Genomic DNA, 25963 nt, shown 5'->3' on the forward strand with positions numbered 1-25963 from the left:
AGAAAGGTGTTGTGGAGCGTGGAGATTCAGTTTTTAGCAGGCAGATCGGGGAGTGGAAAAACGACTGCAATCTTAGAGGAAATCAAAGAACAGCTTCGGCTTGATCCGTTGGGTCCGCCAATCATTTTTTTAGTCCCGGATCAAATGACATTCTTAATGGAATACGAGCTTGCAAAAACGTCTGAAGCTGGCGGGATGATCAGGGCCAAAGTATTTAGTTTCACGCGTCTTGCTTGGTCTATTTTACAGCAGACTGGCGGAGCGAACCGGCAATTTGTGACAAGCACAGGAATTCAAATGCTTTTAAGAAAAGTGATTGAAGAGGAGAAAGAAAAGTTTAAGGTATTCAAAAAAGCGAGTGATAAGCCGGGGTTTGTCGAGCAAATCGAAAAGACGATGGCTGAGTTCAAGAGATACTGCATGCTGCCTGAGGATATTGAAAAAATTTCATTATCGAGCATGCATTCAGAGTATACAGAAGAAAGACGGGCAGCCGAGAAATTGCATGATCTGCATGTTCTTTATCAGCAGATGGAGCAGCATTTACAAGATGAATATGTGCACTCAGAAGACTATTTGACGCTTCTCACGGAGCAAATTCCTTTATCTGAAGAAATAAAAGGAGCACACATTTATATAGATGGTTTTTATCAATTTACACCGCAGCAGCTTCTCGTCATTGAACAGCTTTTGCTGCATGCTGAGAAAATAACGGCTGCTTTCACAGTGGATCGTTCCTATCAAGATAAACAGCCAAATGAACTTGATTTATTTCGTATGACAGGTAAAACGTATTTCCAGCTCTATCAGCTTGCTAAAGAGTGCGGCGCGTCCATTTCTGAGCACATTTTGGAGAAAAATAACCGTCATCTTCATACGCCGGATCTTGCTTATTTAGAACGGCAATATGAGCAGAGACCGTTGAAGCCATATCAGGAAATAACCCCTCATCTCACAGTGTCTAAAAGTGCGAGTAAACGAGCTGAAATTGAGGGAGTAGCGAGAGAAATTCTTCATTTAGTGAGAGAAGAAGGACTTAGACTGCGAGATATTTCGATTGTAGCGCGGCATGTAGACGACTATAAAGATACGTTAAAAGAGGTTTTTCGAGATTACGATATTCCATTTTTTATTGATGGAAATGAATCGATGCAGTATCATCCGCTCATTGAATTAATTCGTTCAAGCTTGGATGTCATAAAAGGAAACTGGCGTTATGAGGCCGTGTTTCGCTGCGTGAAGACAGAGTTCTTATTTCCGCTCGAACTTGCCAAAAACAAAGCGAGAGAACAGGCAGACCAGCTTGAAAACTACTGTATTGCTTATGGTGTAAAAGGAGAACGCTGGACAAACGGTTCCCGTTTCCATTACAGGCGATTCCAATCCTTAGATGAGGATTTTGGACAAACAGATCAAGAAATTGAAATGGAACAGATGCTGAATGATGTAAAGGAATGGATCGCACCGCCGCTTTTCCAATTGCAAAAAAGGCTGAAAAAAGCGCAAAAGGTAAAAGACATGGTAGAGGCAGTTTATGTCTTCTTAGAGGAAATACAAGTGCCGGATAAACTTGAAAAGGCTAGGCTGGAAGCTGAAGAAGCAGGTAGATTAGCTGAAGCCATGCAGCATGGACAAGTATGGGATGCTGTTATTCAATTAATGGATGAATTTGTTGAAATGCTCGGTGAGGAGGAGCTCTCATTTCCTTTATTCCAACAGATGATGGATACAGGATTGGCCTCTTTAAAATTCGCTTTAATTCCGCCTTCACTCGACCAAGTATTTATCGGAAGTATGGATTTATCGAGAATGTATCAAGTGAAGTGTATGTTTATCATTGGGGTAAATGATGGCGTTATTCCCGCACGTCCTTCTGACGAAAGTGTTTTGTCTGAGGATGACCGGGAGTGGTTAAAACGAGCAGGAGCAGAACTCGCAGAGACAGGAAAAGAACGGCTGCTAGATGAGCAATTTTTAATTTACCAGGCGCTGTCGAGTCCATCTCATCATTTGTATCTGTCTTATTCAGTGTCAGATGAAGAGGGGCGCTCTCTATTGCCTTCGCCTCTTATCAAGTATTGTCAGGAGCTTATGCCAAATCATGAGCATGCTTTGTATGTGTTAGACCCGGAACAGCTGGATGACAAGGAGCAATTAAAATTTGTAGCGAATGAGCATGTCTCGTTATCGTATACTGTCTCGCAGCTGCAGCAATGGCTCAACCAATACCCCATCAGTGGTGTATGGTGGAGTGTCTATAATTATTTGATGACGTCATCTCATCGGGATGTATCAAAAAACATCTTGTCGAGTTTGTTTTTTACAAATCGAGCGAAGCGCTTAAAACCAAACGTCACAAAAGAACTTTATGGTGATCACATTCAAGGCAGTGTTTCAAGAATGGAGAAATTCAATGCGTGTGCATTTTCTCACTTTGCTTCCCACGGGTTAAAACTAAAGGACCGGCAATTTTATAAATTGGAAGCACCCGATATCGGCCAGCTGTTTCACTCGGCCTTAAAGCATATTTCAGATACGCTTGTTGAACAAAAAAAGGATTGGAAAAACCTAACGAAGGATGACTGTGTCAACTATTCAAGACATGCAATCGAACAGCTTGCACCGCGTCTTCAAAAGGAAATCCTATTAAGCTCTAACCGGCATGCTTATATTAAAGAAAAGCTCCAGAAAATCTTGATTCGAGTCTCTTCTATATTAAGTGAGCATGCAAGAGTGAGTGGATTTTCTCCCGTTGGGCTTGAGTTAGGCTTTGGCGGCCAAGGGCCACTTCCGCCGTTTACTTTTCAATTGAAAAATGGCTGCACGATGGAGCTTGTCGGAAGAATTGACCGGGTGGATAAAGCAGAAGGTTCAAAAGGGCTGCTGTTGAGAATCGTCGACTACAAATCGAGTGAGAAAGGTCTTGATCTAGCAGAAGTATACTATGGGCTGGCCTTGCAAATGCTCACATACTTAGACCTGACGATTACGTATTCAAAGGAGTGGCTCGGTGTAGAAGCAACGCCAGCTGGCATTTTATATTTCCATATTCATGATCCGCTCATTCAAGCACCGATTCCGCTTGCAGAGGATGAAATTGAGCAGGAAATATTCAAGAAATTTAAAATGAAAGGTCTTTTGCTTGAAGATGTAGAAGTGGTAAAGCTAATGGATCAAACGCTTGAATCAGGAAGATCACAAGTCATTCAAGCTGGCTTGAAAAAGGATGGGTCTTTCCGTTCTGACTCTGCTGTTTTAAGTGAAGATCATTTCCATATACTCACACAGCATGTTCGGCGCACGTTTGAAGAGGCAGGCGAAAGAATTACAAATGGCGAGGTAGCCATTAATCCATATAAATTGAAGGATCAAACACCATGCCGCTTTTGTTCATTTAAGTCTATTTGCCAATTTGATGAATCGATAGAGGATAATGAATTTAGAGTGCTTTCATCTGAAAAGGATGATGTTGTGATAGACCGGATCAAAAAAGAAGGGGATCAGTATGCAAATACCAAAACCGAATAACAGTACTTGGACGGATGACCAGTGGGAAGCCATCGTTTCAGAAGGACAAGATATCCTTGTTGCGGCGGCGGCAGGGTCAGGTAAAACAGCTGTTTTGGTTGAACGGCTGATTCGAAAAATGACCCGTCCTGAAGATCCAGTTGATGTGGATCGTCTGCTCGTTGTGACTTTCACAAATGCATCTGCGGCAGAGATGAAGCATCGGATCACAGAAGCACTTGAAAAGGAATTAGCTAAGAACCCCGGGTCCCTTCATATGAGAAGACAGCTGTCGCTCATGAATCGTGCCAATATTTCCACCCTGCATTCCTTTTGTTTGCAGGTTTTGCGCACCTTTTACTATGAGATTGACCTTGATCCAGGCTTTCGTTTGGCTGATCAAACAGAAGGAGAATTATTAGGAGATGAAGTGTTAGATGAACTGTTTGAGGATGAATATAAGGCTGGAAAGCCAGCGTTCTTTGAACTGGTTGATCGTTACACTTCTGACCGTCATGATTTAGATTTGCAATGGCTTGTGAAGAGAATTTATGAATTTTCTAGATCTCATCCTTCACCTGAACAATGGATGAGGGCATTCCTTTCTCTTTATGATGTAGATGCTCAAACAAAAGTAGAACAATTACCGTTTTACCCATATATCAAAGAGGACCTTTCTCTCGTTTTTCGAAGCTGTCTTGAACTGCTCGAACGAGCTCTCGCCCTATCAAAAGAACCGGGTGGCCCCGCGCCGAGAGCAGAAAATTTTATAGATGATTTAGAGCAGATCAATGAATTAATCAGGCACCAAGATGATTTTGAGAAGCTTTACGAGCTTTTGCCAAACATCAATTTTAAAAGGCTCAAAACATGTAAAGGGGACGAATATGACCCTGTGCTGTTAGAAAAAGCCACAGATGCACGCAATCAAGCAAAAAAACAACTAGAAAAGCTCAAAGATGAATACTTTATGCGCAGTCCCGCCCAGCATTTGAAAAGCTTAGCTGAAATGAAGCCGGTGGTCGAAACACTTGTGGAGCTTGTCATCCAATTTGGACAGCGTTTCGAAAGAGCGAAGCAAGAAAAATCAATCGTGGATTTTTCGGATTTAGAGCATTATTGCTTACGCATTTTAGCAGAGCAGGACGCGGAAGGAAATTTGATTGAAACAGAAGCGGCCAAGTACTATCAACAGCAGTTTGAAGAAGTGCTCGTTGATGAATACCAGGATACAAACCTTGTACAGGAAACGATTTTAAGGCTTGTATCTAAAGGGGAACATGCTGCAGAGGGCAACCTGTTTATGGTTGGTGATGTAAAGCAGTCCATTTATCGTTTTAGACTGGCTGAGCCTATGCTCTTTTTAAACAAATATAAACAATTTACACCAGACGGCGAAGAAACAGGGAAAAGAATTGATTTAAATAAAAACTTCCGCAGCCGTTCAGATGTGTTAGACAGTACGAACTTTTTGTTCAAACAGCTGATGGGGGAAACAGTTGGAGAAATTGATTACGATGAACAAGCTGAATTAAAGCTTGGAGCTAGTTATCCAGAAAGCGAAGATACAACGACAGAAATGCTTCTTGTACATTTAGATCAACAGGAAGCAGAAACTGACGAAGAGCGAGAAGATCTAGAGACCGTACAACTAGAAGCGAGAGTCATTGCTAAAAAAATAAGAGAATTGGTGGAGCAGCCATTTCAAGTGTACGATGCAAAACAGCAAATGACCCGTAACTTGCAGTATCGGGACATTGTGATTTTACTTCGCTCCATGCCTTGGGCCCCGCAAATGATGGAGGAATTGAAGAAGCAGGGAATCCCTGTGTATGCGAATCTTTCCTCCGGTTATTTTGAAGCAACAGAGGTGTCTGTGATTCTTTCTCTGTTAAAAGTCATCGATAATCCATATCAGGATATCCCGCTTGCAGCTGTATTAAGATCACCAATTGTTCATTTAGACGAAAATGAAATGGCACTAATTCGCACGAGTGATAAAAAAGGCACTTATTATGATGCTGTGAAGGCATTTATGAGTGTGACTCATTCAGATCACCCTACATGCAAAAAACTAGAACGGTTTTTCAGGTTGCTGCGTAAGTGGCGTGATTTCTCCATGAATCATTCAGTAGCGGAATTGATTTGGGAAGTATACCGCGATACGCAGTATCTAGATTACGTTGGCGGGATGCCTGGAGGCAAGCAGAGACAGGCGAACCTCCGTGCTCTTTATGATCGAGCGAAGCAGTATGAAAAAGCTGCCTTTAGAGGGCTGTTCCGTTTTCTTCGTTTTATCGAAAGAATGCAGGAGCGTGGAGATGATCTTGGTGCGGCAAAAACGTTCAGTGAAACAGAGGACGTTGTTCGCATGATGACGATCCACAGCAGTAAAGGATTAGAATTTCCAGTCGTCTTTACCGCAGGACTCGGCAGAAACTTTAATATGATGGACTTAAACCAGTCCTACTTGCTTGATAAAGAATTAGGATTTGGAAGCAAATATATTCATCCAGAGCTGAGAATTAGCTATGCAACATTACCGCTTGTGGCAATGAAAAAAAAGATGAGGAAAGAGTTATTATCTGAAGAGCTGAGAGTTCTATATGTAGCGCTCACAAGGGCTAAGGAAAAATTATTTCTTGTCGGCTCTGTCAAAAATCAGGTGAAGGCATTAAGCAAATGGCAAAATGCTGCAACTGGAGAGGACTGGCTCCTCCCTGATTTTGAACGTTATCAATCGAAAACATACTTAGATTTTATTGGTCCTGCTCTCATCCGTCACCAAGCAATGTCATCTATTTTAGAAGAAACAGGTGATGTTGTTCTGTCGCACCCATCAGCATTCACGATCTCATTTACTCAAGCTTCCGATCTTCTAAAAGAAGATATGTCACTTGAAAAGAATCAGCAGGACGAGGTGGTACAAGCTTTGATGGAAGGTCTGCCTGTTGAAGAATATGGTGATGCTGATGAGAAAGTAGCAGAGAGACTTTCATGGAGATACCCATACCTAGCGGCCTCACAAGTCGGCACAAAGCAGTCAGTTTCCGAGATAAAAAGAATGAAAGAAATACAGGATGAGTACAGTGTTCCTTCTTCTCTTCGAAAAGCCCGTGCCACGATGTATGACCGGCCGGCTTTCATGAAGAAAAAAACACTCACTGCCGCAGAGCAAGGCACCGCAATGCATACAGTCATGCAGCATATTGCGCTTCCTTCTGACGAGCCCTTTGATGAAATCCGTATACATCAGCTGCTCGATTCCTTACAGCAGCGAGACTTGCTAACAAATGAACAAGTCCAGTCAATTGATCAAGAAGGAATTGCAGCTTTCTTCTCTACTTCTATTGGTCAAAAGCTGCTGAAAGCGGACTGGGTGAAACGAGAAGTGTCATTTAGTATGGTGTTACCTGTTAAAGAGGTATACAGCCATATTGATGCAGAGGGGGAGCCTGTCCTTATTCAAGGGATGATTGACTGTTTATTTGAATCGGATGGAAAACTATATTTACTAGATTATAAAACAGATAGAGTGCAAGGCAGATATACAGGCGGTCTTGAAGCAGCTGTACCTATATTGAAAAAGCGCTATGAAACTCAAATAGCGTTATATGCAAAAGTAGTAGAACGTTTAACAAACAGAACATTAGAGGAGAAAATTCTTTATTTCTTTGATGGTAATTTAGAAATTTCATTATAAATGTATCGGAATGAGAGGTGAATCACATGAGGATTCTGCATACGGCAGATTGGCATTTAGGAAAAACCCTTGAAGGCCGGAGCCGGCTTGATGAGCAAGCACAGTTTTTAGATGAGCTGTATCAAATCGTAAAAGACGAACACATTGATGTCATTGTCATGGCTGGAGACGCCTTTGATACAGTGAATCCGCCTGCTAGAGCAGAACAGCTTTTTTATGAAAGTCTATCCGCCTTATCTGATAAAGGAAAACGTCAGGTCGTGGTCATCTCAGGCAACCATGATAATCCGGATCGACTATCTGCCGCATCTCCTTTAACTAATGATCAGGGGATTCATTTAATTGGTTATCCGACAAATGACATCATCCGCGTCGATGTTCCCTCTTCAAGTGAACGTTTATCCATTGCAGCACTCGCTTATCCGTCTGAAGCGAGACTAAACGAGGTGCTGGCTGAAACATTTGAAGAGAAATTGCTTCGCGATCATTACAATTTAAAAATACAGCAAGCGTTCCAACATTTAAGCACTCAATTTCAAGCCGATACGGTCAATATCGCAACGAGCCATATTTATGTGGCAGGAGGAAGTCAAACAGATTCAGAAAGACCGATTGAAGTAGGCGGTGCATATACCGTTGCGGCAGAAAGCCTGCCAGAAGCAGCCTGCTATGTGGCCCTTGGTCATTTGCACCGCCCGCAAACCATCAAGCGTGCCAAAACGATTGCCCGCTATTCCGGGTCACCTCTTGCTTACAGCTTTTCTGAATCAGGATATGCCAAATCAGTCACAATTGTAGAGGCAAAACCTAATGAAAAAGCAAGCTGGAAAGAAGTGTTGTTATCAAGCGGAAAACCACTTGTGAAATGGAAGGCAACTGAGGGACTGAGTCAAGTGCACGAGTGGCTGGATGAAAAACGGGATCTTCAGGCATGGATTGATTTAGAGATTCATTTAACAGATCAGCTCTCCATAGAAGAGATCCATCAGCTCCGAAAGCAGCATAGCGGGTTTGTCCATATTAGACCGAAATTTAAAGAACTTCAGCAAATGGAAGAACAAAAGCAAGCCGAAAAGCTCTCAATCGAGGAGCGGTTCGTGAAATTTTATGAGCGCCAGACAGGCGGCGGTCTTCCTGATGAAAAAACAGTCAAGCTGTTTTTGGAGCTCGCCAATGAAATGCAAGAGGAGGAAGCGACTTGAAGCCGATTACGCTAACCATTAAAGGACTTCATAGCTTCAGAGAAGAACAAACAATTGACTTTAGCTCATTATGTGATGCAGGTGTGTTTGGCATTTTTGGACCGACAGGAAGCGGAAAGTCGTCCATATTAGACGCCATGACCCTGGCACTTTATGGCAAAGTGGAACGTGCGTTAAATAATACACATGGTATTTTGAACCAAGCGGAAGAGAAGCTGTCAGTTTCCTTTACGTTCGCTTTACAAAAGGAACACCACATTTCTTATAAAGTCGAACGTGCTTTCAAGCGGGCAGATGAAATGAAAGTCAGAACGACACTATGCCGTCTGATTGAAATTGGGGATACACAGACAGTTCTTGCAGATAAAGCGAGTGAGGTCAATCGTAAAATAGAAGAATTACTCGGGTTAACCATTGATGATTTTACGCGAGCGGTTGTCCTGCCTCAAGGGAAGTTTGCAGAATTCCTTTCCCTAAAAGGAGCCGATAGACGACAAATGCTACAGCGTTTGTTTAACCTGGAAAAATATGGGGATCAGCTCGTTAAACGTTTGCGCGCAAAAGCGCAGAATCAGTATGGACAAAAAAATGAACTGCTTGCTGAGCTGAATGGCTTAGGAGAAGCTGGCCCAGAGGCGCTCGCAAAGGCAAAGGAAGCGGCTGAGCAGGCAAAGGCTATTTTTCATGAGAAAAAACAAGCGCGGGATGAAGCGTTCACTGCTTTTACAAAGGCGCAAACAATTTGGCAGTATCAAAAGGAACGAGAAGCTTATGAGACGGAACTAAACCATCTGAATCAACTGGCACCATCAATGGAAGAGAAAAAGGCCAAGCTTCATATTGCTGAGCAGGCAGAGGCATTAAAGCCTTATGCGGATGCATTAACAAAGGCTGAAAATCAGCTTTCTCAAGCATTAAAAGAGAAGCAGGAAGCAGAAAATCAGCTACTGCATCAACGAACGATCTATGATCAAATGACACAGAACTATGAGCAAGCAAGGCAAAAGAAAATAGAAACTGAGCCAGAACTTCTTCAAAAGAAAGAGCAGCTGCTTCAGCTAAAGGAAATTGAACGGAAAAAAGAGGCGGCTCTTCAGGAAAAGACGGCAATCGAACAGCGAAAAAACGATACAGCGCAGCAATTATTACAAAAAAAAGAAGAAGCAGACAATCTCCAATCTTTGTTAGAACGTGCACTGGCAAAACAAACACAGCTGAAGCGTGAGCTGGAGCAATTACAAGTCTCTGTAAAAGAACGAAAAAGTGTACAGGATGCTTTGCGTTTAAGCGAAAATGTTCAAAGAATACACCAAAGCATACACAAGGAAGAACAAAAGATGGAGAAGCTCAAAAAGCGATCAACACAGACCGCAGCAGCATATGAAAAGCTTCAAAAACAGCAAAAAGACCATCATGAAAAAATAGACCAATCGTTTCAAGCGATTGAACAGCTCTATTTCTATGTATGTGAATTCGAACGGGCTTTTACAGAATGGAGTAAAAGAGAACAAAGTCAGAAGCTCACAAAATTAAAACAGCGTGATGCTGTTAGGGCTGCAGAATTAAGAAAAGAATTAGCGGCAGAGCTCGTAGATGGTGAGCCATGTCCTGTTTGTGGATCGATTCATCATGACCCAAAGGCATTGGAAAACAATGACCATGAAGAAACAGTGGCACAAATCGATGAAGTGATTCAACGGATGGACACAGAGCTCAAGCAGGCAGAGGAATATACAAGAGACATGTATGCCGCCAAGCAGTTATTGGAAACGCACGCCAATCAATTAGTAAAGCAGTTTGCCTTTTTATCTCAGAAAGCTCCAGGTGCGGAAGTTGCAGCAGCAGTAGAAGCAGTGCAAAAGCCGGAGTCCTTGCAGTATCTCATGCAAGAATGGAAAGGCTTGAAACAAGATATTCAAGAAGTTGAACGTAAACGAGCTCGTTTAATGGATGAAACATACGATCAAGCAGCAGAGATAAGCAAGACGAAAGATCAAATGACATTTGATCAGCAGCGTATCGAAGAATTAGACGGGCTGATCAAGGAGCTTCAATCTGAGCTTTCAGAGCAAACGTCTCAATTTGAACAGACCTTCCCGCACTTTACATTGCACCAAGTACAAGAGATGCAAAAGCAGATCGACGAAAAGGACCAGCAAGCGGAAGGCTATAAAGAGCGTATTGAGAAAAGTATTTCATTTTTGGAAGAAAAACAGCAGGCAAAAGAACAGCTGCAAACAGCCATATATGATGTAGAGAAGGAACTTGATAAACTAGCGCATCAGCTAGAAAGCCAGCAGCAGCTCATTTATCAATATGAAACAGATTTAGGGAGATATCCATTGAAAGCTGTCTCTATTTCTGATGAACTAATCGAAGTTGAACACACGCTTGCTCGTCTCAATGAAATGGAACAGCAATCGTACAAGCAATTACAGCACGCACAGGAGCTCTTTAGTGAAGCACAAAGTCATTTTTCAAGCTGTGAGCGTCAGCTTCAAGAGGCTGACCGGAGAAAACAAGAAGCAAGTGCAGCATGGGCTAAAGAATCGGAGTCTTCTCCTTTTGATAAGCCTCAAGAGATTGAATCTGCTTTTATGAATCAGGCAGTACGTCACTCGGTTAAACAGGAAATTGACGAATTTGAGGATAAAAGAAAGCAATGTGCCGCAAACTTAAAGCGAATTTCTGAGCTGCTGAAAGATGAGTCACTAGATGAAAAGCAGTGGACTGATATTCAACTGAGGAAAGAAGCGGCAGAGAAGGCATTGGAAGAAGCAACAGTGATGAGCGGCTCTGCATATGAACATCTGCGTGTAATGGAAGAGAATCACCAGCGATTTGCAAGTATTCATGAACGCTTGGCGGAGCTGCAGCAAGAAATTGATCGGCTCGATAAGCTGCAAACCGTGTTTAAAGGAAATACATTTGTTGAGTTCTTAGCAGAAGAACAGCTGGAAAGTGTCAGTCGTGATGCATCTGCCCGTCTTGGTATTTTGACAAGACAAAGGTATGCGATTGAAGTTGATTCAGAAGGCGGCTTTGTCATGCGTGATGATGCGAATGGCGGTGTCAGACGTCCAGTGTCCAGCTTGTCCGGCGGGGAAACCTTCCTGACGTCGCTTGCGCTTGCACTAGCTCTTTCAGCGCAGATTCAGCTGAGAGGTGAGTTCCCGCTGCAATTCTTTTTCCTTGATGAAGGCTTTGGTACCCTTGATCAAGACTTGCTCGATACAGTGATTACCGCATTAGAGAAATTACAGTCTCAAAACTTAGCTGTTGGTGTCATCAGCCATGTGGAAGAATTGAAAATGCGGCTGCCGAAAAAACTGATTGTCCATCCAGCAGATCCAAGCGGGAAAGGGACAACAGTCTCAATGGAATTAATGTAAATATTGAGGTGATGACACGGTGGCAAAGCAAACAATTGGATTATGTGAGATGTGCGGAAGACAAGATGTCCTGCTCACAGAACATCACTTAACGCCAAGAGAAGAGGGCGGGGCTTTTTTACCGACTGCCTTCCTATGCATCCCTTGTCATAAACAAGTACATGCCCTCTTTACAAACCAGGAGCTTGCCGCACGTTTGAATACAATTGATGCGCTGAGGCAGGATGAAAAGCTTGCTTCGTACATCAAATGGATTCGGAAACAGCCGGCAAGCAAGCTGGTCAAAACGAAAAAATCGAGACAGCGCAGAAAAAAATAAGCATAAAAAAGCGCTCCTCTATTTGAAATGGGTGTAGAGGAGCTGCTTTATGCATTGCCTACCATATTCTGATCATTTAAGTCAGGATCCACATAGTTGGTGGCGCTAATGCCATTATTTAATATCAAGAAATCTCCGGTATTCCCCGCTCCAGAGCCTAAAGCAGATTTTGACGAACTTTTAGGCGACAGGTAGAATGAGTCACCGACGTTTACGACGCCTCCAGAAATAGAGTTAATGTAAATGGGTCCGACAATTGCTGGCATAATCGACATCCTTTATTCGAAGTCATATCAACATCATATGCGCAGGTAGGTCCATTTGTGAGTTTTGCGGACTTTCATCATTGCTAAACAGCTCTCTAATATGCTTCACTCGCGCAACGCCATTCATTCTACAAGTAGAGCCGATTTGATAGACAGAGGACGATGATACCCCTTCTACATGGATTGAAGACACTTTAATCACAGGCTTTTCATGGTAAAATGCCGTTCTCACTGATCGTTCTGGCAGCATCAATGGAATGGGCTCATAATACACTTCAAATTCTTTCGCATCTAAATTTTCTGCTTCATAGCCATAAAACAAACTAATGGTTCGTTGAACAGCTAATACCTTGACTTTCGGGCACAGCTCTTGTGTATCACCAATTTGAACCACACTCGAAATCCCGACAGAATTCACCTTTGAGAACTTCACTTTAGATGTGCGCTTGATCATTATCGAGGTGCCAGAGGAACAAACGGGCCAATAATCAGTGATTCTGGCGGTGTATCGAAAATCGAGGATAATTGTACATGGTCTGTGTCCCCGATGATAAACAGGGAAGAGGACGAAACCCCGACTACTTTAATGCTTCCGGTCTCGATGTTGCGGTTGACAACTGTGAAATTCATCCGTTTTCCTCTCCTTTCGTTTCACTTGGAATATGGGCTAAAAAGTGCTCAATCGCCCGCTTTACATCATGCTTCACATATTCAGCAATTTGCTCTGAACGCTGCAGCGGTGTCATTTCTTCCCGGTGTGGCAGCTGTCCCGCATAGTATTTGATCCTGCTGTCAATTTGCTTGCGAATATCCTCAATGATATGGAGTTTGTTGCTTTCATCGAGGGACCCTTCATATCGCTGTTCTAGTTCTTCAAGAAGTTCTGGAGCTTCTTCATTTAAAAATGCATCGACAAGCTGCCGTGTTTGATTGAAAAATTGATCAGCCATTTCTTGCTGCATCATTCCAATTCCCGGGGTTGTTGTTTGGCCCACTTCAAAGTTTTGAACACTGTTTGGATCAGATGGATTGAGGCCGATATTCAGCGTTCCTTCCAGCCGTTCGATTTTCAGTTGATCAAATTGATAATCAATCCGTTCAATATTCGTTGTCGGTTTATCTTTGATCATTTGTATTTCCTGCTGAAGCTCGTTAAGCCTTTTTTCAAGCATCATGATTTGTTGCGAGTGTTTTTGAATGATGCCATATACCTGTGAAGCGTTGCTCTGATAATCATACATTTACATACACCTCCGGGGATTGCAGATGACTTAAGTTGTTGGTGACTGAAGCGGTACAAAAGGTGCTGTGCTTGCGCCTTGAGATTCTTCAATTCCTTGTGTACCTGCTGCGGCAGGCGCTGCTTCTACGTAGCTTCCCGTGTTATACAGGTTGGAAAGGGCCTTGATGGATCCAGCACTCCCAATTTGCAGAACAGAGGAGTTACTTACAGACTCTACACGTAAATAATTAATTTGTATCGCTTGATTAATATAGAAGTTCAACGGATCCTCACTCCTTACAAGTTACCAACAAGCGGTTGATCAATGACATCACTGTCGTACGTATTTGTCACACTTTTGTAGTTGCTAATTCGCAATTGATCACCAGTATTAAAACTGCCTGCGCCAGCAAACGTTTTAACCTGACTATTTGGAGAAATAGTGATGCAGTCTCCAACATGAACGACTCCGCTCGTTCCGACGGCATTTACTTTAAAGGCTCCCACAATAGCCGGCATAGCGGTGCACATCCTTTATAAAATTAGGGCACTTGTTTTGGGCGTTTCACCATAGCTTATGATGGGTCTTTTAATGTGTGATTGTCTTTTTGAAAGCTTTTGATGAGAGGAATTAGATGTATGGTTTACCCTTTTTTTGAGCAATCTTTAGAGGTGGATTTGATGCCTTTATTTAAGAGTGTGTCAAGCTCTTGACTGCACCTGATCGTTTCTTCGGCATTCATCCCGAATTTTTTTGCAGTCTCAATTAAATGTAATCTTTTTTGTTCAATTTCATAATTGATCATAACGGACGCCAACTCTCACATTTTTTATCAAATAGAAGGATATGGTTAGTATACCCTATTTTTCTATAAAAAAAGCTGTTTCGTCAATATGAGTAATAAAGTGACAAAATTCGAAAGTGTTCTTACGTACCAAAAATCTCTTTTTTGATCTCAGTCTGTAAATAACGTCGTCTTTTGTTGATATATTGCCGGATTAAGTCTCTTTCAGACTGCAAGATGTCTTTTCGGCCTTTCGTATATGGATCATCTCCAATTCGATCCTCAATCGATTCATGCCATTTCTCTATGATTGGGCAGAGCCGGTCTTCTACAAAATGTGTATCGAGTACATGCTGGAAAAGTGTGTAATAGGCTCTTTTAAACGAAGGGATATCTAGTAATCTAGCAGTTAATGTATTAAACCCGTTTACTGGGATATAATCAAACGGCATTTCTTCTCCATGAATGTCACGACCCCATGTTGCATCATAATCCCAAGGAAGTACTTGAAACCTCCCTTGTTCATTTACATAAAGAGCGTAGTTATGAACAAAACCATCAAAGTTTTGTGTGCATACCACACCGATGAGCCAGCGGAAATACTGTGTCACATCTAGGTATTGTTCAATTTTTTCTGCAAAAGTGTCATCTTTCGCTGTGTTGAGAAAGTAAATAAATTCGCTCAGCCGCTGATCATGTTGAGAAGTCCCCGTTTTTTTCTCATATCCGAGAAGAAGGTGCTTTTTTGGTTTTTTATCAAAAGAACTCAAAAGGGAGAAGTTCGCGTCATCATCAACCGCATAATAAATGCCGCCTCCTGAAAGCTGCCGTTTTTGAAGAAAGAACTCATCGACAGATTCTATTTTCAAATAAATCCCTTCTTTTCTTCCATTTATGGTGAGAAACACATGAGAAGCGGCTGGGCTGTGCACCCCCATCTGCTCAAAGAAATAAAAGGACAGCCTGTTTCGGATAAACGACGGATCATTGTACTCTGCATTTAAATGAAAGATGGATTCGCCTTGTCTTTGTTTTGGCTTTCGGTATTCAATTTGATAGGACTTTTTCTTAAGCTTTCTAATGTGCGATCCGCGGTATGAAGCATAAATATGTGATTTGGTTTGGCCGTTTTTTAGAATAGCTTCAACAGGTTCATCGTTCCAAATGTCTTTTTTTAATTCAATCAGGTCCTTTGGATGAATCCACATATCAAGTTGTTTTAAAGGTTCTGTGTTCATATGTTCATCAGCCTCCTATATGCTCTTCTTTACGATATGAAAGTGAAGGAATGTCCTGTACCGGCTGGTAGGTATTCATGGAGTTTTCAAGGAAAGAGGCATTCGTCACGAACACTTGTCTACCGAGTCTCGTAACATAAAGCAGAGAAGATAAACAGCTTTGTCTGTTTGTTTTGTCGAAGATAGACTGGGAGGGGAATTGTTCGTGAGTACATTTGATCATTCACACATTGAACATGCAGTAGCTTCACTTCGAAGTGAGGGACGTGATCATCACTTAGATCGTGAACCAGAATCGAGACGTTCGCATAAGTCAGCTCGTTCTCGTCATTCAAGTCGCGGTCATTGGTTCTTTGGCGGTGGTGGACGCCGTAAATCACGCCGCAGTAAAAAAAGCTACAGAAGCTATCGTTCAAAGAAAAGTTATCGCTCTAAGAAAAGCTATCGTTCGAAGAAAAGCATGAAGAGTAAAAAGTCATATAAAAGCAAAAAATCTTACAGAAGCAAAAAGAGCGAACCGAAAAAGTCACATCGCAGCAAATGCAGATCTCATCATAAGAAGAGCTGCCGCAAGTCACACCGCAGCAAATGCAGATCGCACCATAAGAAGAGCTGCCGCAAGTCGCGCCGCAGCAAATGCAGATCTCATCATAAGAAGAGCTGCCGCAAGTCACATCGCAGCAAGCACAGATCCCACAATAAGAAGAGCCGAAAGTCGCGCCGCAGCCATCGATCTAAACGTTCTCATCACCATAAACGCAGCCGCTCTTGCCGAAGATGTGGAAAGAAGTCGCATCGTTCCAGAAATAGAATAAATGTTGAGCGTAAATGGGATCAAGGGAACATGTGGGAGTACCGCCGTTTCCGCTAAGCATTCAATCATCATTTTTGAAACCCTTTTTAAAAGAGAGTATGATAAAAAAGGGTTTTTTTTATTTCGTAGAGAAATAAAATGAGACATCATAACTTAGCGAAATGAAGATTGTGAGGGGAAGACATGAAGTTTTTTACAGGTGAGATACATAGCAGCATGTTTATTGGGGTAGTCATTGATGATGAATGGGTGATGGACGTCAAAAAGGCAGAAGCCAAATTATTTGAGCTTGAGACACTGCCAAACTCTTTATCTGAGTGTATCAAAATGGGGGACAAGTTTGTTGAACATGTAGGACAGCTTCTTGATTGGGCTGAGAAAAAAGAAGAAGACCGCGGTTCTTATGTATATCCGCTTTCGGACGTGAAACTCCATGCGCCGATTCCAAAGCCGTCTAAAAACATCATGTGTGTCGGAAAGAATTATCAAGACCATGTCATGGAGATGGGAAGTGCGGCGGATATTCCTAAAGACGTGATGATTTTTACAAAGGCACCTACTTCTGTCATTGGACACGAAGCGGACATTCTTCTTCATGAAGGTGTGACCAGTGAACTGGATTATGAAGGAGAGCTTGCCATTGTGATGGGCAAATCAGGGAAAAACATTGCTCCTGAAGAGGTCCAAGATTATATATTCGGTTACACCATTTTAAATGATGTGACGGCAAGAGATTTGCAGAAAAAACATAAACAATTTTTCATTGGCAAGAGCTTAGATGCTACCTGTCCGATAGGACCTTATATCGTTCATAAGTCAATGATCGAGGACCATGGTGCGCTCCATGTGGAAACAAAGGTAAACGGAGAGGTTCGTCAGTCTGCCAGTACGGAATTAATGATCTTCACAATTGAAGACATTGTCTCCACTCTTTCAAAAGGGATGACATTAGAAGCGGGTGACATCATTGCAACAGGTACACCTTCTGGGGTAGGGAAGGGCTTTGAACCGCCTAAGTTTTTAGCTTCTGGAGATCGAATTGACATCACAATTGAACCGATTGGAACGCTGACAAATCACGTCAAATAAAGCGCGTGATGACACAGGATTGTCGCTTTGTGTTCGACTTATTTCGTGGTACGATGAGAAGGTACTTGTTCTGATAAAGGGGGAAATCACAAATGGGAACACATTTACATATCACAGCATGGGTGCTGGGGATTATTTTATTCTTCGTAGCCTTTGCTCTTGCAGGTAAAAACGACAAAGGCGCTAAAATTGTGCACATGATCGTTCGCTTATTCTACTTGATCATTATCGCAACAGGCGTAGAATTGTATGTTCGCACAGGAATGAAAATTCCAGGTTTCGGGGGCGAGTATATTGGAAAAATGATTCTCGGTATCCTCGTGATCGGTTTCATGGAAATGGTCCTAGTGCGCAAGAAAAAAGGAAAATCGGTGACTGGTGTGTTGATTGGGTTTATCGTATTTGCGATTGTGACCATTCTTCTCGGTTTACGTCTGCCGATCGGTTTCCATATCTTTTAATATAAAAAGGGCATTGCTTATACGAAGCAGTGTCCTTTTTATGTGGCATCAAATTGTGAAACGATCCGTTGTCCGTCTGAAGTGGTCCATTCAAAATGAATGTGGCTGGCTGCAGGCTCATAGTGACATTGAAGTGCAAGTGATTGCGTATCTGTCGAAAACTGAAAGAAAGAGACGCGCTGCATTGAATGAAAGGAAGAGAAAACACAATCATAGACGGAAAAACCAAGCTGCTCTATCTGGTCAAGGATGTGATCAAAAACGTTTTCCGGTACGAACATGAGAAGATCAAGCCATCCTTTGGCAAGGGACGCCGTATATTGAATGTTTTCTCCTCCCTGTACTTCTATTAGCTGCCCGTTTTCATGAAGAATCATAGAACCGAGCAATTCCCCTTTTGTCCATTGGTCATTTTCCTTCAAACAGATCATTGTGCTTTGAAGACTTTCTGGCAGCATGATCTCTCCTTCTTCATCTTCAATCAGACAATGCCCGTTTTCAATGAGCAAATACCCGTTACACCATCTTCGGCTGCAGCGTTCAAGCTGCTTCATTCGATTTTCCATTTGCAAAAGCTCCTTTCTTCTTTCTTTTCTTACCAAATCAAGCTTGTCCTATACGCCGGGAAAAAAGGACAAATCAACTATCAAGGAAACGATGCATAAACTAAGAAAGGCTGAATGAGAACACTTGAGGAAAAACGGATGGGAGCTGATGATGATGTGTGGAATTACAGGCTGGGCAGACTTTAAAAAGCAGCTCATCCAACAGGATCATGTAATCAATCAAATGACAGATACATTATCTAAAAGAGGGCCAGATGATACAAATACGTGGAAAAGTGAGCACGTTCTTTTCGGGCATAAAAGGTTAGCGGTGGTAGATGTAGAAGGCGGAAAGCAGCCGATGACATATACACATCAAAACCATGCTTATACGATTGTATACAATGGAGAGCTCTATAACACGGAGGATATAAGAAAAGAATTATTAAAAAGGGGGCACCGCTTTCTTGGGCATTCTGATACAGAAGTTCTTCTTCATGCCTATACAGAATGGAAGGAAGAGTGTGTCTCCCATTTTAATGGCATTTTTGCATTTGTGATCTGGGATAGTGAGCGTGAATTGTTATTTGCAGGGAGAGACCGGCTAGGCGTCAAGCCATTTTTCTATACAGAACGTCATCATTCCTTCTTATTTGGTTCAGAGATCAAAGCACTTCTTGCTCACCCTGATATCAAAGCAAAAGTCGATTATGAAGGGCTGTCGGAGATCTTTGGCTTAGGACCGTCAAGAACACCAGGTCAAGGAGTGTTTAAAGGGATAAAAGAGCTGAGACCTGCACATGCCTTGACCTTTTCAAAAGACGGACTGCGCGTGTGGAGATATTGGAATGTCAAAAGCAAGGAGCATACCGACTCACTTGATGACACCGCACAGCACATTAAGCATCTCTTTACAGATGCCGTGACAAGACAGCTCGTCTCTGATGTGCCTGTATGTACATTTTTATCTGGTGGCGTCGATTCTAGTGCCATTACTGCCATTGCCGCTAAGCACTTTGAGAAAATAAGGGAAGCACCGCTTCATACGTATTCCATTGACTACGAAGGAAACGATCAATTCTTTGAGGCAAATCAATTCCAGCCGAATGCTGACGGCCCATGGATTGATCAAATGACAAAAGCGTTTCAAACGAATCATCACAGCTGTATCATTGGACAAAAAGAGCTCGCTTCCTATTTGAAGGAAGCCGTTGAGGTTCGAGACTTACCGGGTATGGCAGATATTGATTCTTCCTTGCTTTGGTTTTGCCGAGAAATTAAAAAGGACTTCGTTGTTGGCTTGTCAGGTGAATGTGCTGATGAAATCTTTGGCGGCTACCCTTGGTTCCATATGGAAAATGAAACGAATGGTTTTCCTTGGATGAGATCGACTGAAGCGAGAACTCAGCTCCTGCAAGACTCGTGGCAAAAAAAGCTGTCACTTAAGGAATACGCGCAAAGCAAATATGAAGAAACGGTGGCAGAAACGCCTCTTTTAGATGGAGAAACTGGCGTTGATAAAGCCCGTAGAGAACTTTTTTACTTAAATATGATCTGGTTTATGACAACACTGCTTGATCGAAAAGATCGAATGAGTATGGGAGCTAGTCTTGAGGTACGTGTGCCATTTGCAGATCATCGTCTTGTCGAATATGTGTGGAATATTCCTTGGGAAATGAAAATGCATGGAAATCGTGAAAAAGGGGTTTTACGAAAAGCATTAGAGGGAATTTTACCGAATGAAGTGCTTTATCGAAAGAAGAGTCCTTATCCGAAAACACATCATCCAGCCTATACTCAGGCTGTGAAAGAGATGTTAACAGACTGCCTCGCGCAAAAAGACTCTGTACTTCACGAATTTTTAGACCCACATCAATTAAAGCAGCTGATTGAAACGGAAGGAGCATCTTTTCATGTGCCATGGTATGGCCAGCTCATGAAGGGCCCGCAGTTGATTGCCCATCTTGCACAGATTCATCATTGGTTTGAAACGTATCGAATTGATATAGAAGCGTAATAAGGGGTCGGCTTTCTTGCACTTGTTGAAAGGAAGCCGGCTTTTTTGATACATAACATGAGACTTTTTGAGCACATCAAAAGTTGATCTAATCTTTCTAATTTGTATAATTAACTTAAAGTGAATTAATTTGGAGGAAAAAGGATAATGAAAATCATTGTGATCGGAGCGGGACCAGGGGGCCTTGCAGCAGCTATGATGCTTCAAAGCAAAGGACATGATGTTCATGTATACGAAAAACAGCCCTTTGTTGGCGGGCGTAACGCTAAGTTTCAACTTGGTGATTTCACGTTTGATACAGGTCCTACCTTTCTCAGCATGATTTATATTGCAGAGGAGCTGTTCACCTTTGCTGGTAAAAATCTTTATGACTATATTGATGTGATTGAATTAAAAGAGATGTATAGATTAATATTTCAAGACAATCAGCTCGATATGATTCGGGATCGCGATGAAATGTACAAACGATTAGAAGCCTTTGCACCTGGTGAGGGCGAAGGGTATCTAAGATTTATGAAGGATACAAAGCGCAAAATGGATCGTTTGACACCAATTCTACAAAGTAAAATGGACCGCTTTCATCATTACCTTCGCCTGAAGGTGATCAAAGCACTTCCACAGCTTTCACTAAATAAAAGTTTGTATGATGTGCTGTCAGACTATTTTTCGAATGAATCAGTGAAATATGCTTTTACATTTCAATCAAAGTACTTAGGAATGTCCCCGTGGGAATGCCCTGGTGCGTTCTCGATCCTTTCGTTTATGGAACATGACACAGGTGTATTTCATCCGAAGGGCGGTGTCAATCAGCTGTCAGAATCGATGGCAAAGGCCGCGCTTGAAGCTGGAGCAGAGATTCATCTGTCAGCTGGCGTTGAAAAGCTGCTCACGGAGGGAAGGAAAGTAAAAGGCATTCGTTTAGAATCTGGGGAAGAAATACAAGCAGATGAGGTTGTCGTCAATGGAGACTTTGCACATGTGATGACAAAGCTTGTCGAGCCAGGACTCTTAAAGAAATACAGCGAGAAGAAATTAAAAAAGAAAAAATTCTCTTGCTCTACCTTTATGCTTTATTTAGGACTGGATACCATATATGATGAGCCGCATCATACCATCGTTTTTTCCGATGATTATGCTAGATTTGTCAAAGGCATTACGAAGACATATGAGCTGCCAGATGACCCGTCTATTTATATTCAAAATGCAAGTGTAACCGATGACTCACTTGCTCCAAAAGGAAAATCAGCTCTTTATGTGCTGGCTCCAGTTGCCAATAACCAAAGCGGTATTGATTGGGAGGCGCATCAAGATGAATTTAGAGAGCTTGTGCTGGATACATTGGAGCGGAAAACAGGCTTTCAGAATGTGAGACAGCATATAGAAGTCGAGCGGATGATCACACCGAAGCAATGGGAGGAAGACCTTTACGTATATGAAGGAGCTACATTTAACCTCGGCCACCAGCTGACGCAGATGATGGTCCTAAGGCCGCACAATGAATTTGATGAATTAAAGCACTGCTGGCTCGTTGGAGGAGGAACACATCCAGGAAGCGGACTGCCAACCATTTTAGAATCAGCACGTATCACGACAAATGCCATTCTTAAAAAAGAGAAACATTCACACAAAACAATGCCGCATCAAGAAAAGGGGAGCGCCTCATGAAAAAACATATATTAATTGCAGGCGGCGGTATTGGCGGAATGATCTCAGCGCTTTATTTAAAAAAAGCGGGACATGATGTCACCCTTGTCGAAAAAAATGAACGGCTTGGCGGGAGACTTGCTTTTGTACGTGAGAAAGGATATAAAGTAGATGAAGGTCCGACCATTGTCCTACTTCCTGACATGTTAAAAGGCATTTTACATGAGGTAGGAATTGACGATTCATCTCTTGATCTGCTGCAGCTTGATCCGCTGTACACAATTCAATATCAAGATGGAACCTCCTATACGAAATACTCTGATGCACTTCGTCAGCTAGATGAAATCAGACGTGTATTTCCAAAGGAAGATCAAGGGTTCCTGAGGTTTATGGAAGAAATGACAGACCGGTTTCAAGAAGGGCAGCAAGCCTTTCTAGAAAAATCATTTCACGAAAAACGTACATTTTTTACAAAAGCGAATATGAAGATTTTAATGAAATTAAAGGCGTATCGAACGGTACAAAGTGCTCTGAAAAAATATTTCTCAGACGAACGCCTGCGAGATGCATACGCACTTCAAACCCTCTATGTTGGGGGAAACCCGTATGAAGCATCGGCTATTTATTCGCTTGTGTCCTATAGTGAGCACGCGCATGGAATCTACTATTTAAAAGGCGGCTATGCGAGTTTAGTAGATATATTGGAAGGGCAGCTCATCAAAATGGGTGTGCATGTAAGAAAAAATGAAGAAGTCACGCAATTGGTGTTTGAGGGGAAACGGGCAGTCAAAGCTAAAGTAAATGATGAATATGAAACCGCTGATGCATTTGTGATCAATGGAGATTATCCAGCTGCGTTAAAACAGCTTGGTTTAGACGAACAAGATCGCCGGAAATACGTGCCGTCCTCTGGCTGTGTGATGGTGTATCTCGGGTTAAACAAGATGTATCATGAAGCACCTGTTCATCAATTTTTTATGGGAGAACACTTTGATCAGCATATGAAAGAAGTTTTTCAAACGAAAACGATTCCTCAAGACCCGTCGTTTTATACATTTAATCCATCGATCATTGATCCATCTCTTGCCCCAGAAGGTTGCAGTGTTCTATACATGCTCGTTCCCGTTCCTTCAGGAGATCATATCAACTGGGAAGAGGAGACAGAGTTTGTCGAGAAGATGGTGGATGTCCTTGAGAAAAGAGGCTTTCCGAGATTGCGAGAGTCGATTGTCTGGAAAAAGGTCAGAACACCAAATGATTCCTTGCGAGAAGGATTGTTTGAAGGCGGCAGCTTTGGACTTGCGCCTAATTTGTTTCAATCAGGTGTCTTCCGCCCGCAAGTGAAGGTCAGTGAGACAGATAATCTTTATGCGGCAGGTGCTTCCATCCATCCGGGCGGCGGGGTGCCGATCGTGATGCAAAGTGCGAAGCTTATGGCTTCTGTACTACTAAAAGATTTGAATGATAGAAAGGAAGTGAAGCTAAGTGGTTGATGTACAAACAGCATTAAAAGTGTGTGAGGAAACCATTCAAACCCATTCAAAAACGTTTTACCGGGCCTTTTCCATGCTGCCTAAAAAGAAAAGACAGGCCGTCTGGGCGGTATATTCCTTTTGCCGTAGAGCAGATGACATTGTAGATGAATCCCCTTCGCCAAAAGAGGACCTTGCATCCTTTCGGGTTTCGTTTGATCGATTTTTACAAGGTGAGGTAGACCGGAATGATCCAATATGGGTGGCGCTAGAGCATACATTTCAAGAGTTTCGGATGGATGAAGCCCCGTTCCGTGACCTGCTCCAAGGACAGGAGATGGATTTAGAGCAGCAGCGATACGAAACGTTGGATGAACTGCTCATCTATTCCTATCATGTTGCTAGTACAGTTGGGCTTATGCTCCTTCCCATTATTGCACCGCGTAAAAAAGAGCAGCTAAAAGAAGCAGCCATTTCGTTAGGGATTGCTATGCAGCTAACCAACATCCTTCGAGATATCGGCGAAGATCAGGCTGAAAGAGACCGCATTTATTTGCCAAAGCAAGTGATGGATCAATTCGGGTACACAGAGCAAGAATTGCAGGAAGGGATTGTGAATCAAGCCTTCCAGCACGTCTGGGAGTACATTGCCTTTGAGGCAGAGGCATACTACGAGGAGTTTTTTGACCATCTTCATGAATTCCCGCTCTATTCACGAATACCGGTGAAAGCAGCAGCCTACTTTTATAAAGCCATTTTAGATAAAACAAGAGAAAACGAATACCGCGTCTTTACAGAGCGAGCATTTATTTCAAAACAGGAAAAAGCACTTATTTTAGAAGATATTACGTAAAAAAGGACTGCACCGCAGTCCTTTTTATGTGGAAGAAAAACGATACTCCGTCCATACTCTGGAACGCCAGCGCCTATACATGAAGATACCTCTTACCCATTCATCCACAATAAAAGAAATCCAAACCCCGATGAGCCCCATTTCAAACTGAATGCCTAACAAATAAGCGATCGGAAGCCCAATTCCCCACATTGAAATCATCGCCATATACACTGGAAACTTCGCGTCACCAGCAGCCCGCAATGAATTAATAATGACCATATTAAAAGAGCGTCCCGGCTCTAAAATGATCGTCAATAGGAGAAGTGCGGCGGCGATTTCAATGATTTCACGATTGCTAGTGAAAAAGGTAAGCAAATGCGTCGATGATAAAGATAAAGCAGTGGAAGAAAGAAGAGAGATCCCAATGGCCCAGTATAAGCTTTTCATACATCTGCGGTAGGCAGCATCAAATTCTTTCGCTCCAATATGGCGCCCGATTAAAATCTGTGTCCCTTGGCTAATCGCTGCACCAAACAACATAATAAACATCATCAAATTTTGAGTGTAGACCTTTGCGGCTAAAGCCTGCGTTCCCATAAATGTAATAAACAGTGTAATAATCATTTGAGAGCCGTTATAAGAAAGCTGCTCTCCAGCAGAAGGAATGCCAATTTTCAGCAGCTTTTTTAAATGCGTCCGCTGGATGTGAAACATACTCTTCAGTGAAAAGCGCAATCCAATTCGGCGGCGGACAATGAGGATCATCGCCATCAATCCGATCAAACGAGCCAGCGAGGTTGAAAAGGCAACACCCATGACACCTAATACAGGAAAGCCAAACGGACCAAAAATGACCAAATAATTGCCGGCAACGTTTAGCAAATTCATTCCGATGGTGACATACATCGTGTCTCTTGTATATCCGTAGCTTTTTAAAATAGCACTATACGTCATAATGAGTGCTTGAATAAAAGAAAGCAGGCCGACAATTTGTAAAAAGACCACCGCATCCGGCATGAGTTCACTTGATAAGCCCATCATGTGCAGGATTGGAACAGCTAACACAAACATGAGGAGACTAATGACAAAGCTGATCAAGAAGTTGGTTCCTAGTGAGACATAGGCGACTTGAGTCGCTTCCTTCTTGCGGTCAGCTCCTAAAAGCTGCGCAATCACAATGGTCGTTCCTGTTGTAATGAAGCTGAACATGACAATTAATAAATTCAGGAGCTGGTTGCTTACACCTACTGCGGCCACACTGTTATCGGAGTATTGGCTGAGCATAAGTGTATCAGCGCTACCCATGAGCATATATAAAGAGATTTCGATAAAAATAGGCCAAGTTAATGCAAATAATGAAGGGTGTGTTTTCTCATCTTTGGCTTGAACCTTTTCATATGACAGGGTTTGAGATTTCATCACATAGCCTCCTTTCGTATAAATCCGATTTAT

General features: G+C 42.4%; 21 protein-coding genes. 11 read left to right on the forward strand and 10 right to left on the reverse strand.

The annotated features are described in order from the left end of the window. Positions 1-18: 18 nt before the first annotated feature. Genes addB through MHB69_RS05140 form a run of 5 tightly spaced genes read left to right on the forward strand, consistent with a single transcriptional unit; the run spans position 19 to position 12123 of the window. Positions 19-3528: a helicase-exonuclease AddAB subunit AddB gene (gene addB / locus MHB69_RS05120; RefSeq protein WP_342496062.1), complete on the forward strand. Its 3510-nt coding sequence runs from the start codon at positions 19-21 to the stop codon at positions 3526-3528. Then, positions 3506-7210, forward strand: coding sequence for a helicase-exonuclease AddAB subunit AddA (gene addA, locus MHB69_RS05125; RefSeq protein WP_340899042.1), 3705 nt, complete (start codon positions 3506-3508; stop codon positions 7208-7210). The genes addB and addA overlap by 23 nt, the downstream gene beginning before the upstream one ends. A 26-nt stretch (positions 7211-7236) precedes the next feature. Continuing rightward, positions 7237-8412 (forward strand): exonuclease subunit SbcD, encoded by a 1176-nt coding sequence (gene sbcD, locus MHB69_RS05130; RefSeq protein WP_070325681.1) that lies wholly within the window; start codon positions 7237-7239, stop codon positions 8410-8412. Further along, entirely contained in the window at positions 8409-11804 is a 3396-nt protein-coding gene (locus tag MHB69_RS05135) for an SMC family ATPase (RefSeq protein ID WP_340899041.1), read from the forward strand. The genes sbcD and MHB69_RS05135 overlap by 4 nt, the downstream gene beginning before the upstream one ends. Before the next feature lie 19 nt (positions 11805-11823). Next, a complete protein-coding gene (locus tag MHB69_RS05140; protein ID WP_034282144.1) occupies positions 11824-12123 on the forward strand; it encodes a hypothetical protein in 300 nt (99 codons plus the stop codon). 47 nt (positions 12124-12170) lie between these two features. Here MHB69_RS05140 and MHB69_RS05145 read toward each other — a convergent pair whose 3' ends face one another. From MHB69_RS05145 to MHB69_RS05180, 8 genes are all read right to left on the reverse strand, one after another. Beyond that, on the reverse strand, positions 12171-12389 hold the full coding sequence (locus MHB69_RS05145) for a spore germination protein (RefSeq protein WP_003211468.1): 219 nt from the start codon (positions 12387-12389) through the stop codon (positions 12171-12173). Positions 12390-12411: 22 nt separating this feature from the next. Continuing rightward, positions 12412-12843 (reverse strand): spore germination protein GerPE, encoded by a 432-nt coding sequence (locus MHB69_RS05150; RefSeq protein ID WP_070325683.1) that lies wholly within the window; start codon positions 12841-12843, stop codon positions 12412-12414. After that, on the reverse strand, positions 12843-13019 hold the full coding sequence (locus MHB69_RS05155) for a germination protein GerPD (protein WP_003210893.1): 177 nt from the start codon (positions 13017-13019) through the stop codon (positions 12843-12845). Before MHB69_RS05155 ends, MHB69_RS05150 begins: the two co-directional genes overlap by 1 nt. Then, a complete protein-coding gene (gene gerPC, locus MHB69_RS05160) occupies positions 13016-13630 on the reverse strand; it encodes a spore germination protein GerPC (protein ID WP_340899040.1) in 615 nt (204 codons plus the stop codon). The genes MHB69_RS05155 and gerPC overlap by 4 nt, the downstream gene beginning before the upstream one ends. Positions 13631-13660: 30 nt before the next feature. Continuing rightward, positions 13661-13894, reverse strand: coding sequence for a spore germination protein GerPB (locus MHB69_RS05165; protein WP_003210877.1), 234 nt, complete (start codon positions 13892-13894; stop codon positions 13661-13663). A gap of 14 nt (positions 13895-13908) precedes the next feature. Continuing rightward, positions 13909-14130, reverse strand: a complete 222-nt coding sequence (locus tag MHB69_RS05170; RefSeq protein ID WP_003211745.1) for a spore germination protein — start codon at positions 14128-14130, stop codon at positions 13909-13911. Positions 14131-14255: 125 nt separating this feature from the next. Next, positions 14256-14417, reverse strand: coding sequence for an aspartyl-phosphate phosphatase Spo0E family protein (locus MHB69_RS05175; RefSeq protein ID WP_029707539.1), 162 nt, complete (start codon positions 14415-14417; stop codon positions 14256-14258). Between the two features lie 122 nt (positions 14418-14539). After that, entirely contained in the window at positions 14540-15634 is a 1095-nt protein-coding gene (locus MHB69_RS05180) for a CotH kinase family protein (protein WP_340899038.1), read from the reverse strand. 997 nt (positions 15635-16631) lie between these two features. Here MHB69_RS05180 and MHB69_RS05185 point away from each other — a divergent pair. Both MHB69_RS05185 and MHB69_RS05190 read left to right on the forward strand, forming a co-directional pair. After that, positions 16632-17537, forward strand: a complete 906-nt coding sequence (locus MHB69_RS05185) for a fumarylacetoacetate hydrolase family protein (protein ID WP_070325686.1) — start codon at positions 16632-16634, stop codon at positions 17535-17537. Positions 17538-17629: 92 nt separating this feature from the next. Then, complete coding sequence (locus tag MHB69_RS05190) at positions 17630-17998, forward strand: YisL family protein (RefSeq protein WP_034282135.1); 369 nt, start codon at positions 17630-17632, stop codon at positions 17996-17998. A gap of 38 nt (positions 17999-18036) precedes the next feature. Here the strand turns inward: MHB69_RS05190 and MHB69_RS05195 are convergent, their stop codons facing one another. Then, the gene (locus tag MHB69_RS05195; RefSeq protein ID WP_340899033.1) at positions 18037-18564 is read right to left on the reverse strand and encodes a DUF2777 family protein; all 528 of its coding nucleotides are present in this window, start codon (positions 18562-18564) and stop codon (positions 18037-18039) included. Positions 18565-18718: 154 nt separating this feature from the next. Between MHB69_RS05195 and asnB the strand changes: the two genes are divergently transcribed. The 4 genes from asnB to MHB69_RS05215 all read left to right on the forward strand — a co-directional run bounded on the left by asnB (position 18719) and on the right by MHB69_RS05215 (position 24529). Further along, complete coding sequence (gene asnB, locus MHB69_RS05200) at positions 18719-20560, forward strand: asparagine synthase (glutamine-hydrolyzing) (RefSeq protein ID WP_340899032.1); 1842 nt, start codon at positions 18719-18721, stop codon at positions 20558-20560. Between the two features lie 147 nt (positions 20561-20707). Continuing rightward, entirely contained in the window at positions 20708-22225 is a 1518-nt protein-coding gene (gene crtI, locus MHB69_RS05205) for a phytoene desaturase family protein (RefSeq protein ID WP_340899030.1), read from the forward strand. Then, positions 22222-23697 (forward strand): phytoene desaturase family protein, encoded by a 1476-nt coding sequence (crtI, locus tag MHB69_RS05210; RefSeq protein ID WP_034282128.1) that lies wholly within the window; start codon positions 22222-22224, stop codon positions 23695-23697. The genes crtI (MHB69_RS05205) and crtI (MHB69_RS05210) overlap by 4 nt, the downstream gene beginning before the upstream one ends. Further along, entirely contained in the window at positions 23690-24529 is an 840-nt protein-coding gene (locus MHB69_RS05215) for a phytoene/squalene synthase family protein (protein ID WP_046310493.1), read from the forward strand. Before crtI (MHB69_RS05210) ends, MHB69_RS05215 begins: the two co-directional genes overlap by 8 nt. Positions 24530-24553: 24 nt before the next feature. Here MHB69_RS05215 and MHB69_RS05220 read toward each other — a convergent pair whose 3' ends face one another. Continuing rightward, on the reverse strand, positions 24554-25930 hold the full coding sequence (locus tag MHB69_RS05220; RefSeq protein ID WP_340899027.1) for an MATE family efflux transporter: 1377 nt from the start codon (positions 25928-25930) through the stop codon (positions 24554-24556). Positions 25931-25963 lie beyond the last annotated feature (33 nt).

It is taken from the genome of Bacillus sp. FSL K6-0994 (assembly GCF_038630815.1).
Taxonomy (GTDB): domain Bacteria; phylum Bacillota; class Bacilli; order Bacillales; family Bacillaceae; genus Bacillus; species Bacillus safensis.